Source organism: Streptomyces sp. NPDC001770, assembly GCF_053596135.1.
On the sequence record NZ_JBSFFN010000033.1, the window covers coordinates 77466 to 92436 of the forward strand.

Genomic DNA, 14971 nt, shown 5'->3' on the forward strand with positions numbered 1-14971 from the left:
CAAAGGGGGCGCGTACGGCCAGGTGAGCGCCCCCACGATGCCCCACCCCGCGTCCACACCGCTTCCTGCATGTCATGTCACCGTTACCGTCCATTCAGACTCGCTTGCGACTCTCTCGGAATGCAGCCAGCTGTACCCGCCCCCCGCAACGGAAAGCCCCAGCGCCCTCCCGGAGCTTCCGCGATCTTTCCCCGCTCCGACGCGCCCATTGGGCCATTCAGCGGGAAGAATGGGTCCATGAGCCAGCAGCCCAGCGCCGACGTCCCGGTCCAGCCCGCCTCGTCGACTCCTCCGGCCCAGCCGTCGGTGGGGTCCCTCGCCGCTCATCGCCCGCCCGTGGTCTCCAAGGGCACCCGCAGCTTCTCCACCGCCGCAGACCTGGACCCCGACCTCGACGCCGACGCCGACTCCTACGAGCCGCGCCGCGACGGCGGCAGCCTCCCCGGAGACCGCTTCCTCGACCGGGAACGCAGCTGGCTCGCATTCAACGAACGCGTTCTCGAACTGGCCGAGGACCCCGCGACCCCCCTCCTCGAACGGGCTAACTTCCTCGCCATCTTCGCGTCGAACCTGGACGAGTTCTTCATGGTCCGGGTCGCCGGGCTCAAGCGCCGCATCGCGACCGGCGTCGCCACCCGCTCCGCGTCCGGGCTCCAGCCCCGCGAGGTCCTGGAACAGATCTGGACCCGCTCCCGCGAACTCATGGCCCGGCACGCCGCCTGCTACCAGCAGGACATCGCCCCCGCCCTCTCCGACGAGGGCATCCAGCTGATCCGCTGGCCCGACCTGACGGAGAAGGAGCAGGCCCGCCTCTTCACCTTCTTCCGCCAGCGCGTCTTCCCGGTCCTCACCCCCCTCGCGGTGGACCCGGCGCACCCCTTCCCGTACATCTCCGGCCTCTCGCTCAACCTCGCCGTCGTCGTACGCAACCCGGTCAGCGGCCACCGCCACTTCGCCCGGGTCAAGGTGCCGCCGCTGCTCACCCGGTTCCTGGAGGCGTCCCCGCAGCGCCACGTCCCCATCGAGGACGTCATCGCCGCCCACCTCGAAGAGCTCTTCCCCGGCATGGAGGTGCTCGCCCACCACATGTTCCGGGTCACCCGCAACGAGGACCTCGAGGTCGAGGAGGACGACGCCGAGAACCTCCTCCAGGCCCTGGAGAAGGAGCTCATGCGGCGCCGCTTCGGCCCGCCGGTCCGCCTGGAGGTCGAGGAGTCCATCGACCCGTACGTCCTCGACCTGCTCGTCCGCGAGCTGAAGGTCACCGACGCCGAGGTCTACCCGCTGCCCGGCCCGCTCGACCTCACCGGGCTCTTCGGCATAGCGTCCCTGGACCGGCAGGAGCTGAAGTACCCCAAGTTCATCGCCGGCACCCACCGCGACCTCGCCGAAGTCGAGTCCGCGTCCGCGCCGGACGTCTTCGCCGCGCTCCGCGAACGCGACGTGCTGCTCCACCACCCGTACGACTCCTTCTCCACCTCCGTCCAGGCGTTCCTGGAACAGGCGGCGGGCGACCCGGACGTGCTGGCGATCAAGCAGACGCTCTACCGCACCTCCGGCGACTCCCCGATAGTGGACGCCCTGATCGACGCCGCCGAGTCCGGCAAGCAGGTCCTCGTCCTCGTCGAGATCAAGGCCCGCTTCGACGAACAGGCCAACATCAAGTGGGCCCGCAAGCTGGAAGAGGCCGGCTGCCACGTCGTCTACGGCCTCGTCGGGCTGAAGACCCACTGCAAGCTGTCGCTCGTCGTCCGCCAGGAGGGCGACACCCTGCGCCGCTACTCCCACGTCGGCACCGGCAACTACCACCCCAAGACGGCCCGGCTCTACGAGGACATCGGCCTGCTCACCGCCGACCCCCAGGTCGGCGCGGACCTCTCCGACCTCTTCAACCGGCTCTCCGGCTACTCCCGCCGCGAGACCTACCGCCGGCTGCTGGTCGCCCCCAAGTCGCTCCGCGACGGGCTCGTCGCCCGCGTCAACAAGGAAATCGCCCACCACCGCGCCGGGCGCCCCGCCTACGTCCGCTTCAAGGTCAACTCCATGGTCGACGAAGCGATCATCGACGCCTGCTACCGGGCCTCGCAGGCCGGCGTCCCCGTAGACATCTGGGTACGCGGCATCTGCGCGATCCGCCCCGGCGTCCCCGGCCTCTCCGAGAACATCCGGGTCCGCTCGATACTCGGCCGCTTCCTCGAACACTCCCGGCTCTTCTCCTTCGGCAACGGAGGCGAACCCGAGGTCTGGTTCGGCAGCGCCGACATGATGCACCGCAACCTCGACCGCCGGATCGAAGCCCTGGTGCGGGTCACCGACCCCGCCCACCGCGCCGCACTCAGCCGGCTCCTGGAGACCGGCATGGCCGACACCACCTCCTCGTGGCACCTGGGTCCCGACGGCGAATGGACCCGCCACTCCACGGACGCGGACGGCCAGCCCCTGCGGCACGTACAGGAAATGCTCATCGACGCACGGAGGCGCAGGCGTGCGACGCCCTGACCAGCAGACGCCCGGTACCGCCACGGCACTCTCCGCCGAGGCGGTCCTCGCGCCCTACCTCCGCGCCCAGGCGGCCGACTTCCTCCGGAGCCTGCGCCTGCACCGCGAACAGAGCGCCCCCACCGACTCCGGCGGCCGGGGCGCGGAGGAGGCCGCCCGCGCGCTGCGCCGCTCGGCCCGCCGCATCAGCGGAACCCTGCACACCTTCAAGGGGCTCCTCGACCCCGGCTGGGCCGACCAGCTCCGCACCGAACTGGCCTGGCTCTCCGGCACCCTCGCCCGCGAGCACGACTGCTCCACCCGGCTCCTGCGCCTCCTCGAAGCGCTCCACCGGCTCTCCGGCGCCCACCTCCCGGCCGCCCGTACCGGCACCGGCAAGGCGGCCACCGGCACAGGCCCCGGCAGCGGTACGGCCACGGACCGGGCGGCCCTGGACGTCGGCGCCGCCCGCGCCGGCGCCCTGCTGGAACGCCAGCTCACCCTGGCCCGCACCCGCGCCCACTCCGCCGCGCTCCAGGCGCTCGGCTCCTCCCGGTTCCACGCGGTCGCCGACTCCGTCGCCCTGCTCGCCTCCGAGGTCCCGCTGACCGGTGCGGCCGGCGCCCCCGCCGCCGAGACCCTCCTCGGCCCCTCCGAACACGCCCGCGGCCGGCTGCTCGGCGCCGTCGCCGCCCTGCCGCCCGGGGAAGCCGCCGACGTCTACAACGAGGCGCACGACGCGCACTGGCACCAGATCCGGCTGCTGCTCCGCCTCCACAGGTACGCCCACGAAGTCGTGGCCGGCGCCCCCGACCCTGTCCTCACCGGCCCGGAACACGCCCTCGACCTGCACCGGGAGGCCTCCGAGGCCGCCTCCGCCGCGTCCGCGGCGGCCCGCACCCCGCGCATCGCCCCCGCCACCGCGTACGCCCTCGGCGTCCTCCACGCCGACCAGCGCCACGAGGTCGACGCCGCCCGCTGCGTGTTCCGCGAGACCTGGCCGTACGCGGCGGCCGTGGCGGCGCCATGAGCTCGCCCGGCCCGGTGCTCGCCGCCGGCTGCGTGCTCTGGCGCCGCTCCCCGTACGACGGCGCCCTCGAGGTCTGCCTCGTCCACCGGCCGCGCTACGACGACTGGTCGCACCCCAAGGGGAAGCTGAAGCGCGGCGAGAGCGCACGGGACGCGGCGGTGCGCGAGGTGCTGGAGGAGACCGGCCACCACTGCGCGCCCGGCACCGCGCTGCCGACGCTGCGGTACGAGGCGAACGGGCACCCCAAGGAGGTCTTCTACTGGGAGGCCACGGCCACGGGCGGAGCCTTCGTACCCAATGACGAGGTGGACCGCGTCGCCTGGCTCTCCCCCGCCGCCGCCCGCGACCGGCTGACCCGCCCCGCCGACCGGGTACCGCTCGATGCTGCCGTGGCCGCCCTGCCGGACGCCTGACAGGCCGGAAACCCCGGGCCGGAGGACCCGCGGGCCGCTCCCGCGCGTCCGGAGAGCCCCCGGGCCGTGCCCGCGCGCGTCAACACGGCGACGCGCTCCGCGCCCCGGGCCGTGCCCGCGGGCGTCAGTCCCGCACGCTCTCCCTCACTCCGGGGTGGCACCACTCCCCGGGGTGACAGGCGCGCCCGCAACCCCGCACCGTCCGACACGGTTCACCTTCCGTTCACTCCCCCCCGTAGGGCGCTTCACCTGTTCTGCCTAATTTCGGACTTACACGGTGCGAGGCGCTCGGCCAACCCACCATTCCTCATCGCACGCCGTCGTAGAACGTATCGACCACGGCGGCTCCTGGAAGGAACACCCGAAAGTGAAGCTTCAGCGCAAGAACCGGCTTCGTGCCACCGCGCTCGGTGCCCTCGCCGTCTCCGGCGCCCTGGTCCTCACGGCGTGCGGTTCGGACGACAACACCAGCAGCGACACGACCGGCGGCACCAGCCAGTCCACGACCGCCGCTGCCTCGGACATCTCCTGCGACGGTGCCACCGGCCAGCTCCTGGCCTCCGGTTCCAGCGCGCAGAAGAACGCCGTGGACCTCTGGGTGAAGAACTACATGGCCGCCTGCTCGGGCGTCGAGGTCAACTACAAGTCCTCGTCCTCCGGCGAAGGCATCATCGCCTTCAACCAGGGCACCGTCGGCTTCGCCGGCTCCGACTCCGCGCTGAAGCCGGAAGAGGTCGCCGACTCGAAGAAGATCTGCAAGACCGGCCAGGGCATCAACCTCCCGATGGTCGGCGGCCCGATCGCGATCGGCTTCCACCTCGAAGGTGTCGACAGCCTGACGCTGGACGCCCCCACCCTCGCGAAGATCTTCGACACGAAGATCAAGAAGTGGAACGACGAGGCCATCGCCAAGCTCAACCCGGGCGTCAAGCTGCCGGACAAGGCGATCCAGCCCTTCCACCGCTCCGAGGACTCCGGCACCACGCAGAACCTCGGCAAGTACCTCGCCGCCACCGCCGCCGACAACTGGAAGTACGAGCCCGAGAAGAAGTGGCCGGCCCCCGGTGGCCAGGCCGCGACCGGCTCCGCCGGCGTCGCCGCCCAGGTGAAGCAGGTCGACGGCTCGATCGGCTACTTCGAGCTCTCCTACGCCACCTCGCAGTCGATCTCCACCGTCGACATCAACACCGGCGCCTCCGCCCCGGTCAAGGCCTCCCCGGAGACCGCCTCCGCCGCCATCGCCGCCGCCAAGATCAAGGGCACCGGCAAGGACCTGGCGCTCGACCTCGACTACACCACCAAGGCCGAGGGCGCCTACCCGATCGTCCTGGTCACGTACGAGGTCGTCTGCGACACCGGCAACAAGGCCGAGACCCTCCCGACGGTCAAGTCCTTCCTGACCTACACCGCCTCCGACGCGGGCCAGAAGGTCCTCACCGAGGCCGGCTACGCGCCGATCCCGGCCGAGATCAACACGAAGGTCCGCGAGACCATCGCCGCCCTCTCGTAGTCACCCGCTCCACCCGCCCCACCAGCTCCACCAGCCCCTCCTGCTCCACCCTCCGCCTCCGGCGGAACCCCGTGCGGCCCGGCCCCGACCCGGACCGGGCCGCACGGACACGAACCACCGGCGGCCGGTACGGCAGCAGACCCGCGAGGGCCTCGGCCACCGACCGGCCGCCGCGCGATCCCATCCGGTGCACCGCCGCCAGGGGAGCCCCGCTCCCCCACACAGACCGGAAAGACCATGGCCTCCACCACACCGATAGACATCCCACCGGCCCCGCCGGCCCGTCAGACCCGCCCGGCCAAGTCCACCGGGCGCGCCGGCGACAAGATCTTCCTGGGCCTCTCCCGGGGCTCGGGCATCCTGCTCCTGGTGATCATGGCGTCCATCGCCGTGTTCCTCACCTACCGCGCCGTACTCGCCGTCTCGAAGGACGAGGGCAACTTCCTCACCACCTTCGACTGGAACCCGGCGGGCGACCCGCCGGTCTTCGGCATCGCGGTCCTGCTCTTCGGCACCGTCGTCAGCTCGATCGTCGCGATGGTCATCGCGGTCCCGGTCGCCGTCGGCATCGCCCTCTTCATCTCGCACTACGCGCCGCGCAAGCTGGCGGCCCCCCTCTCGTACGTGGTCGACCTGCTCGCCGCGGTCCCCTCGATCGTCTACGGCATCTGGGGCGCCCTCGTCCTGGTCCCGCACCTGGAGGGCCTCAACCTCTGGCTCGACCAGTACTTCGGCTGGACGTACCTCTTCGAGAAGACCGAGGTCGGCGTCGCCCGCTCGCTCTTCACCGTCGGCATCCTGCTCGCGATCATGATCCTGCCGATCGTGACCAGCGTCAGCCGCGAGGTCTTCCTCCAGGTCCCGCGGATGAACGAGGAAGCCGCCCTGGCCCTCGGCGCCACCCGCTGGGAGGTCATCCGCCTGTCGGTGCTGCCCTTCGGCCGCTCCGGCGTCATCTCCGCCTCGATGCTCGGCCTCGGGCGCGCGCTCGGCGAGACGATGGCCGTGGCCACGGTCCTCTCGCCCAGCTTCCTCATCTCGTTCCACCTGCTCAACCCGGGCGGCGGCACCTTCGCCCAGAACATCGCCGCGAAGTTCGACGAGGCCACCCAGCTCGGGCGTGACGCCCTGATCGCCTCCGGTCTCGTGCTCTTCGTGCTCACCCTGCTGGTCAACGGCGCGGCCCGGCTCATCATCGCCCGCCGCAAGGAGTACTCGGGGGCCAACGCATGAGCCACGCACCGACCGGGGTCCAGGACCACCGGACCCCGTCCGAAGGCGCCCTCAGCAGCCGCGCCCTCCCCCGCTGGGCCCCCCTCGGGTTCGCCGTCGCCGCGATCGCCCTCGGAGTCGGCATCGGCGCCGCGGCCGGCCTGGACAGCAAGATCCAGTGGGGCCTGATCGCCGCACTGCTCTTCCTGGCGATCTCCTACGTGACCACCACCGCGGTCGAGAACCAGCGCCAGGCGAAGGACCGCCTCGCGACCAGCGTCGTCTGGGTCTGCTTCATCCTCGCGATCATCCCGCTCGCCTCCCTCGTCTGGACGACGGTGAGCCGCGGTGCGAAGGTCCTCGACGGCTACTTCCTCACCCACTCGATGGCCGGCGTGCTCTCCACCGAGCCCGGCGGCGGCGTCTACCACGCACTGATCGGCACCCTGGAGCAGGTCGGCATCGCCACCGTCATCTCCGCGCCGATCGGCCTGCTGACCGCCGTCTACCTGGTCGAGTACGGCAAGGGCGCCCTCGCCAAGGCCGTCACCTTCTTCGTCGACGTGATGACCGGCATCCCCTCCATCGTCGCCGGCCTCTTCATCCTCTCGATCATGCTCATGGCCGACCTGGGGCCCTCCGGCCTCATGGGCTCGCTCGCCCTGTCGATCCTGATGATCCCGGTCGTGGTCCGCTCCACCGAGGAGATGCTCAAGCTCGTCCCGAACGAGCTGCGCGAGGCGTCGTTCGCCCTCGGCATCCCGAAGTGGCGCACCATCCTGAAGGTGGTCCTGCCGACCGCGATCGGCGGCATCGCCACGGGCGTCATGCTCGCCATCGCCCGCGTCGCCGGTGAGACCGCGCCGATCATCCTGCTCGTCTTCGGCAGCCAGCTGATCAACACCAACCCGTTCAGCGACCCGCAGTCCTCGCTCCCGTACTACATCTGGGAGCAGTACAAGGTCGGCTCCGAGGCGTCGTACGACCGCGCCTGGGGTGCTGCGCTGGTGCTGATCGCCTTCGTCATGATCCTCAATCTGGTGGCCCGCGGCATCGCCCGCTGGAAGGCCCCGAAGACCAGCCGCTGACCGCGGCCACGAAAGAAGCAGTGATTCAGATGGCGAAGCGCATCGACGTCAGCGGCCTCACCGCCTACTACGGCACCCACAAGGCCATCGAGGACATCTCGATGACCGTGGAACCCCGCTCCGTGACGGCCTTCATCGGCCCCTCCGGCTGCGGCAAGTCCACCTTCCTGCGCACCCTGAACCGGATGCACGAGGTCACCCCCGGCGGCCGCGTCGAGGGCAAGGTACTGCTCGACGACGAGAACCTGTACGGATCGAACGTCGACCCGGTCTCCGTACGCCGCACGGTCGGCATGGTCTTCCAGCGTCCCAACCCCTTCCCGACCATGTCGATCTTCGACAACGTCGCGGCGGGCCTGAAGCTGAACGGCAAGTACCGCAAGAGCGAGCTGAACGACGTCGTCGAGAAGTCGCTCCAGGGCGCCAACCTCTGGAACGAGGTCAAGGACCGCCTGAACAAGCCGGGCTCCGGCCTCTCCGGCGGCCAGCAGCAGCGGCTCTGCATCGCCCGCGCCATCGCGGTCGAGCCCGAGGTCCTGCTGATGGACGAGCCCTGCTCCGCGCTCGACCCGATCTCGACCCTCGCGGTCGAGGACCTGATCAGCGAGCTGAAGGAACGCTTCACGATCGTCATCGTGACGCACAACATGCAGCAGGCGGCGCGCGTCTCCGACCGCACGGCCTTCTTCAACCTCGCCGCGGTCGGCAAGCCGGGCCGTCTCATCGAGATAGACGAGACGGAACGGATCTTCGCCAACCCGTCGGTCCAGGCCACCGAGGACTACATCTCGGGCCGCTTCGGATAAACCGCGGTCCGGTCCTCCCCCGCCGCCCCGGACCTCCCGGGCGGCGGACCCCGAACAGCCTCGCGGTGCTGCATGGCGGTGCCACCGTAAGGCCGGAAAGGGGCCGCCCCCGTTCTCTGCGAAGAGAACGGGGGCGGCCCCACATTCACACTCGGTCCGGCGGTACGTGCCCGGCGGTTTGTGCCCGGCGGTACGTGCCCGGCGGTACGTGCGCCAGCCGAAGATTCGTGCGTCAGCCGAAGAGCAGATACACGATGCCGTAGCTCGCCGCGGCCACGATCGCCGCCGCCGGCATGGTGATGAACCAGCCCAGGATGATGTTCTTGGCGACGCCCCAGCGGACCGCGTTGACCCGCTTGGTCGCGCCGACACCCATGATCGCGGAGGTGATGACGTGCGTGGTCGAGATCGGGGCGTGGAAGAGGAACGACGAACCGAACATGATCGACGCGCCGGTCATCTCGGCCGCGAAGCCCTGCGGCGGGTCCAGCTCGATGATCTTCCGGCCGAGCGTCCGCATGATGCGCCAGCCGCCCGCGTACGTACCGAGCGAGAGCATCAGCGCACAGACGATCTTGACCCAGACCGGGATCTCGTCGTTCGGACCCTCGACATCGGCGATGACCAGGGCCATCACGACGATACCCATCGTCTTCTGGGCGTCCTGGAGACCGTGGCCCAGCGCCATGGCTGCCGCCGAGACCGTCTGCGCGATGCGGAAACCGCGCTTGGCCTTGTGCGGGTTGGAGTTCCGGAACATCCACATGATCGCGACCATGAAGAGATAGCCGACGACCAGGCCGATGACCGGGGAGAGGAACATCGGGATGACGATCTTCTCCAGCACCCCGTCCCAGTGCACCATCGTCCCGCCGGCCAGCGCCGCCCCGACCATGCCGCCGAACAGAGCGTGCGAGGAGGAGGACGGCAGGCCGAAGTACCAGGTGACGAGGTTCCAGATGATCGCGCCGACCAGCGCCGCGAAGAGGATGCCCATCCCCTTCGAGCCCTCGGGCGTGGCGATGAGCCCCTCACTGACCGTCTTGGCGACGCCCTGTCCGAGGAACGCACCGGCCAGGTTCATCACTGCGGCCATCGCCAGAGCCGCCCGCGGGGTCAGCGCCCGGGTGGAGACCGAGGTGGCGATGGCGTTCGCGGAGTCGTGGAAGCCGTTCGTATACGTGAAGCCGAGCGCGACGCCAACGGTCACGATCAGCGCAAAGGTGTCCACTGAAGTCAGGACTCCTTGACCGCGATGGTCTCCACGGTGTTGGCGACGTGCTCGAACGCGTCGGCCGCCTCTTCCAGCACGTCCACGATCTGCTTCAGCTTGAGCACCTCGATGGCGTCGTACTTGCCGTTGAAGAGGTGGGCGAGCAGCTTGCGGTGGATCTGGTCCGCCTGGTTCTCCAGCCGGTTGACCTCGATCCAGTACTCGGTGAGGTTGTCCATGGTCCGCAGCCCCGGCATGGCCTCGGCGGTCAGCTCCGCCGCCCTGGCCAGCACCTCGATCTGCTGCTCGACACCCTTCGGGAGCTCCTCCACCTGGTACAGCACGACCAGGTCGACGGCCTCCTCCATGAAGTCCATGATGTCGTCGAGCGACGACGCGAGGTTGTAGATGTCCTCGCGGTCGAACGGCGTGATGAAGGAGGAGTTCAGCTGGTGGAAGATCGCGTGGGTGGCATCGTCCCCCGCGTGTTCGGCCGCCCGCATGCGCTCCGCGATCTCGGCCCGGGAGGAAGAATCCGCTCCGAGCAGTTCCATCAGGAGTTTCGAGCCCGTGACGATGTTGTCCGCTGATGCGGAAAACATGTCGTAGAAGCTCGTCTCCCTGGGGGTCAGACGAAAGCGCACGTGGGGTCCTCGGGATGCTTTGGGTTCGGTCAGGCTGATGCTAGGCGCATCATCCGGCCACGGCTAACCGGCGTTCTTCAGTGTCGCCCATCCACCAGCGTGATCAGCACGGCCCCCGGGTCACGTTTCGGCTCGATTCGTTACCCTATACCCGCCCGGGGTATACAGCCCGGGGGGAGTGACCGGGCGGCATCCGGCGACCTGGCCGGTCAGAGTGGGTACGACCGCCGAACCGTCCGCCGGCACGACCGCCGAACCGGTATCCGGCACGGCCGCCGACACGTCCGGGTACGACACAACGGGAGGACCCCATGACCACCACCGAGGCCGCCGGCCCGACCGGACCCACGCCCCCGGAACCCGCCGGGACCCCGCCCGCGAGCCCCGCCGGTGTCGTCACCGACCACGACCGGGGCATCCACGGCTACCACCACCAGAAGGACGAGCACCTCAAGCGCCTGCGCCGGATCGAGGGCCAGATCCGCGGTCTCCAGCGGATGGTGGACGAGGACACCTACTGCATCGACATACTCACCCAGGTCTCGGCGTCCACCAAGGCGCTGCAGTCCTTCGCGCTCCAGCTGCTGGAGGAACACCTCCGCCACTGCGTCGCCGACGCCGCCGTCAAGGGCGGGGACGAGATCGACGCGAAGGTCGACGAGGCCACCAGGGCCATCGCCCGCCTGCTCCGTACCTGACGGCCGTGCGCCCGGGCCCCGCCACGCCTCTTCGCGCACGTGACACGTGCCACGTGGTCCGGACCGGGTCAGGACCTTCGTTCGCACTGGTGGGGGATGCCGCCGGACGGACCGGCGGCCTCGCCCGCGTTGAGCACCTCGTCGATGCGGTCCGGACTGAGCCGGTCCTCGGGGCTGGAGGATGCGGCGATCATCAGCTCGCCGCAGAGCTCGATCTCGGCGAGGGCCACGTACTCCTGTGCGCTCGGAGCGCTGAGCGTCACCACCTGCGTCACCTCTTCTCTCTACCGTCGCCGGCCCTTGGGGCTGTCCCGTGATCCCTGGCGGACGCGCGGCCGCGGCCACGGCGCCCGGGGCGCTTCGTCCGGACCGGTCCCGGCCGCGCTGCCGGAACGTCCGCGTACATCCCGGACGCGAACGTCCCTCCGCCTTGCGCCGCACCGCGTCCGGCGCCGCACACTGATCCACCACGGATCACCGGAGAGTCCTTCGGCGCACAGACTCCAAGCGTAGGGACCGTCAAGCGCCGCGCGCATGACACGGACGGGCCATTTCGGCCCCTCCCAAGAGGACTGCTCTCCCCCGCCGAACACCCGTACGCCCGGCCCACCACTGCGCCGACCGCCCCGCCCGCGCCCGTACGGACGTCGAGATCCAGCCACCCGTAGCGACCGGGTCGCCGGCCCGAGCGCCGGTCCGGATGCCGGTCCGGATGCCGGCCCGGCGGCACGGCCGCAGGTGCCGCCACCCCCGCCGCGACCACTTCCGCCGGCCTTGCCGCGACCACTCCCGCCCGCCTTGTCACCACCGCCACCGCCACCGCCTCAGCTCTGCCGGATCTCGCCCGTGTAGAGGTCCGCCCCGTCCGGCAACTCCACGGTGACCGGCGTTCCGAACCCGTACAGCAGCATCGTCGAGACCACCGTCACCGCCGGCCCCTCGGCCGCGAAGGTGAAGCGGTGGCGGACCTTCCGGAGCCGGCCCTCGTCGTCCAGGTAGGCGTCGAAGGGCACCGCGTGTGTGCGGAATCCGTCCGCCGCGGCGCTCAGCGCCGCCCGGGACAGGGACGAGGCGGCCCCCGCCGCGCTGCCGATGTCCGCCGTCCCCCGGTAGTGGCGGACCCCGATGCCCGCCAGCTCGGTCCGCCCCACGTACGTCACGCCGCGTGCCTGGCGCAGCAGCTCGGCGGCGGCCATCGGGTCGGTGACCCCGCCGGTGACGAGGTTGCCGTCCGCCAGCACCGTGGTGTCGATCCGCACCCACTTGCCTTCCGGGACCCCGGCACCCCGGTTCTTCATGTAGAGCGCGCCGGGCGTCAGCAGCTCGGTGATCGGCCGGTGCTCCTCCGACCCCGCGGCGTCCTTCGGCAGCACCACCTTGATGCGGCCGAGCTGTCTGCGGAAGTCGTACGCCCCCTGGCCCCTGATGGTCACCCGGGTACCACCGGCCGAGGTCTCCATCGAGGTGTTGGTCTCCGCCCCTCCGGATTCGGCGAGCACGTCCGCCGCCCGGTCGAGCACCTGCCCGGGCGGCTCGTCCGCCGGAGCGCCCGCGACCGCCCCGCTCCCCCCGCCGGAACAGCCGGCCAGCACCGCGAGCACACCCGCCACGGCCAGCGCGCGGACAGCCAGTGCCGCGCCTTCGCACCTGTGCTGCCGCACCACCATCGCCTGCCAACCCCCAACGACGTCACGCCGGATCCGGGCCCTCGCCCGTCCCGCATAACGACGGCCGCCGTCCCCCGTCACGCCGGGCCACCCCGATCGGCGGCGGGCCCGGGGCAGCCCCTCCCGTCCGGGCCGCCCCGCCAGTACCGTGGACGCGTGCATCAGGAAGCTTTTCCCCCTGCCCGGCGCACCCCGGCGTGCGCGGCCCCGCCGTCCGGCGCCGTCACCCCGGCCGAGCCCGTTCCCGCAGCTCAGGACCATGAGACGACCACCATCGAACGCGGCTCGTTCTGTCTCGCCCGCTGCGTCTGCGGCTGGTCCGGACCGGCCCGCCGCTCGCGCGACCTGGCCCGCACCGACGCCGAACGCCACCGGACAGGGACCTGACCGAACGGGCGCGGTGCCAACCGGCCCCGCAGCCCGGCTCTCCTCACCGCACCAGCCCCGGAGGTCCCATGAACCAGCCGCACCTTCCGGGCCGGGCGGTCCCCGCGCCCCGGCGCCCGAGCCCGGTACCCGCTCCGGCCGCGCCTCCGCCGCCCGCCCGCCGCAGCGTGCTGGCCGCCGGGGCGCTCGCCGCGCTCACCTCGGCGGCCGCGTCCTGCTCCGCCCCGGGCTCCGGCGCACCGAGCGCGGACGCGACGAAGACCGGCCGCTCCGGTGTCCCGCGCCCCACCACCGGCTCCCCCGCTCCGACGCGGACCCCAGCCGCCCCGGCCGGCGGGGCCCCGGCGGACTGGCCCGCGCTCGGCCGCGGGCTCGACGGCACGCTCGTACGGCCCGAGGACTCCGCGTACGACACCGCCCGCCGGCTCTACAACACCCGCTTCGACACCCAGCGGCCCGCGGCAGTCGCCTACGTCCGGCACGAGGACGACATACGCGCGTGCCTCGCCTTCGCGCGTACGACGGGCACCCCCGTGGCGATTCGCAGCGGCGGCCACTCCTACGCGGGCCTCTCCGGCGGCACCGGGCGGCTGGTCGTCGACGTCTCGGCCCTCTCCGGCGTCGACCGGGACGGCACCATCGGCGCGGGCGCCCGGCTCGGCGACGTCTACCGGGGGCTCGGCGGCCACGGCCTCACCATCCCGGGCGGCTCCTGCGCCACGGTCGGCATATCCGGCCTCACTCTCGGCGGCGGCCACGGCGTGGCCTCCCGCGCGTACGGCCTGACCTGCGACAGCCTCACCTCCGCCACCCTGGTCACCGCCGACGGCCGGACCCTGACCGCCGACGCCGGCCGGAACCAGGACCTCTTCTGGGCGCTGCGCGGCGGGGGCAACGGCTCCTTCGGCGTCGTCACCCGCCTCCGGTTCCGTACCTCGCCCGCCCCGCAGACCGTCGTCTGCAACCTCGCCTGGCCCTGGTCCCGGGCGGACGCGGTGCTCGCCGCCTGGCAGGAGTGGGGGCCCGACCAGCCGGACGAGATCTGGTCATCCCTCCACTTCGAGGCGGGCGCGGACGGCGCCGACCCGACCGTGTCGCTCGCCGCGTTCAGCCTCGGCACCTACGGCGACCTCCAGAACGCGGTGGACCGGCTCGCCGACCGCGCCGGGTCCTCCGCCACCTCCGTATCGCTGCGCCGGCGCGGCTACGAGGAGGCGATGCTGGCCTACGCCGGCTGCTCGGGCCTCACCGCCGACCAGTGCCACCTGCCCGGTACGACCCCGGGGCGCACCGCCCGGGGAGTCCTGGGGCGCGAGACGTACGCGGCGTCCTCCGACTTCTTCACCCGCTCACTGCCGCCCGCGGGGCTGCGCGCCCTCACCGGGGGCGTCGAGGCGTTCGGCCGCCGGTCCGTCGGCGAGGGCGGCAAGGGATCGGTCATCCTCACGGCCCTCGGCGGGGCGGTCAACCGGGTCGCCCGGGACGCGACCGCCTTCGTGCACCGCGACTCCCGGATGCTCGCCCAGTACATCGCCGCCTGGAGCCCGGACGCCCCCGGGGCCTCGGCGACCGCTGCCCAGGGGTGGCTGAAAGACATCCATGCGGCGATGGGCCCGCACGCCTCCGGGGAGGCGTACCAGAACTACACCGACCCCACGCTCACCGACTGGCGCCGCGCCTGCTTCGGCTCCTCCGCCGACCGGCTCGGGCGGCTCCGCGACCGGTACGACCCCGAGGGGCTCTTCGCCGGACCGCAGACGCCGTGAACCCGCCGCTCCGTCAGTCCGGGCATCCGGCACGGAACAGGGCGCCGGCCCCCACCGGG

General features: G+C 71.6%; 14 protein-coding genes. 10 read left to right on the top strand and 4 right to left on the bottom strand.

Features of this window, described 5'->3' with window-relative positions:
- Window positions 1–237 precede the first annotated feature (237 nt).
- From ACWCSV_RS26370 to pstB, 7 genes are all read left to right on the top strand, one after another.
- Window positions 238–2499, top strand: coding sequence for an RNA degradosome polyphosphate kinase (locus ACWCSV_RS26370; RefSeq protein WP_451146232.1), 2262 nt, complete (start codon window positions 238–240; stop codon window positions 2497–2499).
- Window positions 2486–3508 (top strand): CHAD domain-containing protein, encoded by a 1023-nt coding sequence (locus ACWCSV_RS26375; protein ID WP_451146234.1) that lies wholly within the window; start codon window positions 2486–2488, stop codon window positions 3506–3508. The genes ACWCSV_RS26370 and ACWCSV_RS26375 overlap by 14 nt, the downstream gene beginning before the upstream one ends.
- Entirely contained in the window at window positions 3505–3921 is a 417-nt protein-coding gene (locus ACWCSV_RS26380; RefSeq protein ID WP_451146236.1) for an NUDIX hydrolase, read from the top strand. The genes ACWCSV_RS26375 and ACWCSV_RS26380 overlap by 4 nt, the downstream gene beginning before the upstream one ends.
- Window positions 3922–4288: 367 nt before the next feature.
- Window positions 4289–5431: a phosphate ABC transporter substrate-binding protein PstS gene (gene pstS / locus ACWCSV_RS26385; RefSeq protein WP_451146238.1), complete on the top strand. Its 1143-nt coding sequence runs from the start codon at window positions 4289–4291 to the stop codon at window positions 5429–5431.
- A 237-nt stretch (window positions 5432–5668) separates the two neighbouring features.
- Window positions 5669–6664, top strand: a complete 996-nt coding sequence (gene pstC / locus ACWCSV_RS26390) for a phosphate ABC transporter permease subunit PstC (protein ID WP_451146240.1) — start codon at window positions 5669–5671, stop codon at window positions 6662–6664.
- Window positions 6661–7731 (top strand): phosphate ABC transporter permease PstA, encoded by a 1071-nt coding sequence (gene pstA / locus ACWCSV_RS26395; protein ID WP_451146242.1) that lies wholly within the window; start codon window positions 6661–6663, stop codon window positions 7729–7731. Before pstC ends, pstA begins: the two co-directional genes overlap by 4 nt.
- Before the next feature lie 29 nt (window positions 7732–7760).
- Window positions 7761–8537 (top strand): phosphate ABC transporter ATP-binding protein PstB, encoded by a 777-nt coding sequence (pstB, locus tag ACWCSV_RS26400; RefSeq protein ID WP_450778710.1) that lies wholly within the window; start codon window positions 7761–7763, stop codon window positions 8535–8537.
- A 232-nt stretch (window positions 8538–8769) separates the two neighbouring features.
- Here pstB and ACWCSV_RS26405 read toward each other — a convergent pair whose 3' ends face one another.
- Both ACWCSV_RS26405 and ACWCSV_RS26410 read right to left on the bottom strand, forming a co-directional pair.
- Window positions 8770–9768 carry an anion permease gene (locus ACWCSV_RS26405; protein ID WP_451146245.1) on the bottom strand — a complete coding sequence of 333 codons (999 nt, stop codon included), beginning with the start codon at window positions 9766–9768 and terminating at the stop codon, window positions 8770–8772.
- A 5-nt stretch (window positions 9769–9773) separates the two neighbouring features.
- Complete coding sequence (locus ACWCSV_RS26410) at window positions 9774–10394, bottom strand: DUF47 domain-containing protein (RefSeq protein WP_266706158.1); 621 nt, start codon at window positions 10392–10394, stop codon at window positions 9774–9776.
- A gap of 311 nt (window positions 10395–10705) precedes the next feature.
- Here ACWCSV_RS26410 and ACWCSV_RS26415 point away from each other — a divergent pair, with 311 nt between their 5' ends.
- On the top strand, window positions 10706–11092 hold the full coding sequence (locus ACWCSV_RS26415; protein WP_451146247.1) for a metal-sensitive transcriptional regulator: 387 nt from the start codon (window positions 10706–10708) through the stop codon (window positions 11090–11092).
- A 68-nt stretch (window positions 11093–11160) separates the two neighbouring features.
- On the opposite strand, the gene ACWCSV_RS26420 is transcribed toward ACWCSV_RS26415, so the two are convergent.
- Together ACWCSV_RS26420 and ACWCSV_RS26425 are read right to left on the bottom strand one after the other, a co-directional pair.
- Complete coding sequence (locus ACWCSV_RS26420; RefSeq protein WP_451146249.1) at window positions 11161–11367, bottom strand: hypothetical protein; 207 nt, start codon at window positions 11365–11367, stop codon at window positions 11161–11163.
- Between the two features lie 549 nt (window positions 11368–11916).
- Window positions 11917–12759 (bottom strand): hypothetical protein, encoded by an 843-nt coding sequence (locus ACWCSV_RS26425; protein ID WP_451146252.1) that lies wholly within the window; start codon window positions 12757–12759, stop codon window positions 11917–11919.
- 156 nt (window positions 12760–12915) lie between these two features.
- Between ACWCSV_RS26425 and ACWCSV_RS26430 the strand changes: the two genes are divergently transcribed.
- Window positions 12916–13146, top strand: a complete 231-nt coding sequence (locus tag ACWCSV_RS26430; RefSeq protein WP_451146254.1) for a hypothetical protein — start codon at window positions 12916–12918, stop codon at window positions 13144–13146.
- A gap of 68 nt (window positions 13147–13214) precedes the next feature.
- A complete protein-coding gene (locus tag ACWCSV_RS26435) occupies window positions 13215–14912 on the top strand; it encodes an FAD-binding oxidoreductase (RefSeq protein WP_451146256.1) in 1698 nt (565 codons plus the stop codon).
- Window positions 14913–14971 lie beyond the last annotated feature (59 nt).